The organism is Thalassospira sp. (genome assembly GCF_030690045.1).
Classification (GTDB): domain Bacteria; phylum Pseudomonadota; class Alphaproteobacteria; order Rhodospirillales; family Thalassospiraceae; genus Thalassospira.
The window spans coordinates 1-1189 of sequence record NZ_JAUYHK010000023.1 but is presented as its reverse complement, the minus strand read 5'-3'; the positions used below and the strand labels follow the sequence as shown (position 1 = coordinate 1189).

The following is a 1189-nucleotide window of genomic DNA, read 5'->3' as shown; positions in this document are numbered from 1 at the left end:
GACGGCCCATTGCCCCGCCGGGTGCCTCGAATTGCCCATACGCACAGCGCGCAATTTCTTGCGCCTCTTTCAACTTGCCCAAGAGAGGAAAAACCAAAAGCCCCTCATCGAACAGCGCGGATACAGCAGGTTGATGCAGGCTCGCTATATGCGCGGCCAGTTTTTTGCAAAGATCGTGCAGCTTCACGATTTCTTTTTCAGTCGCAGCCTTTGAAGCGGTCCGGTTTCGGGGCAATTCTTCATCACGCCCGCCATCCGCAATTGACTCAATCATGATCGCCAAACCACGGATTCGGCCCTCTGGCAAGTCAGTCGCGCCGGGAATTGTCCGCAGAGCATCCATCAACTGTTTGGGGTGATCAATAAGAAAGCCATTTTTATCAAACCAATATTTCATGCCCGCGTCCCTTCCAACCGCACCACGTTGCCCGCGCGGCCCTCGGCCAGCCGCGTCACATAGTTGCCCCAAGCTTCCAGCGCGGCCCTTTTTTCGTCGGCATGGTCAAACCGGTTATAGACGCCAGCCACGCCGCGCCGCGTGCCGCTCCGGTGGTTCAAGACGGCCTCAACCACATGCGGGGGAAACCGCAGACCCGCCATCCCGGTTGCCGCCGTGCGCCGCAAATCATGGATTGTGAAAGGCGGGATTTCGATCCGATCCAAACTATCGGCGCGGCCTTCGTTGGCAACCTCGACCATCAGCTTGTCGAGCCGCACCTTGGCGCGCGTGAAGCCCGACACAGGGCTTAGGCCGGTGGTGGCGAACACATACCCGGCTTTCCCGCTGATCCGCTGCACGCCCCCTAGAACGGCGCTAGCGGCCTTCGACAGCGGCACGCTGTGCTCATCGGCATTCTTGACCCGCGCCGCAGGGATGATCCACAGATCGCCCCGCATTTCGCCATCGGTCATTTCCGCGCCCTCGCGCAACCTCTGGCCCGTCAGCAACAGGAATTGATACAGTCGCCCGAAGGGCTGGCCCAATTTTTCGCAAGCACGCCAGAACCAAACTATCTCTTGGTCGGTCAGCACGCGGTCGCGCGACTTCTCAGGCGAAGGCGGCTTGATACCATCGAAGGGCGAGGTTGTGATGATGTCGCGACCCTTGGCCCAAGTCCAAACAGTGCGAAGGTGCGCAAGAAGACGGTTTGCCGTGATCGGGCTTCCCCGGTCAACAATGCCATCCAGC

2 protein-coding genes are annotated in these 1189 nt (G+C 59.7%); both read right to left on the bottom strand.

From position 1 onward, the window contains the following. Positions 1-397, bottom strand: a 397-nt coding sequence (locus tag Q8O73_RS20135; protein ID WP_305560006.1) for a hypothetical protein, incomplete at its 3' end; no start/stop codon positions are given. Next, a partial coding sequence (locus tag Q8O73_RS20130) for a site-specific integrase (protein ID WP_305560005.1) occupies positions 394-1189 on the bottom strand: 796 nt, incomplete at its 5' end. The genes Q8O73_RS20130 and Q8O73_RS20135, both read right to left, overlap by 4 nt.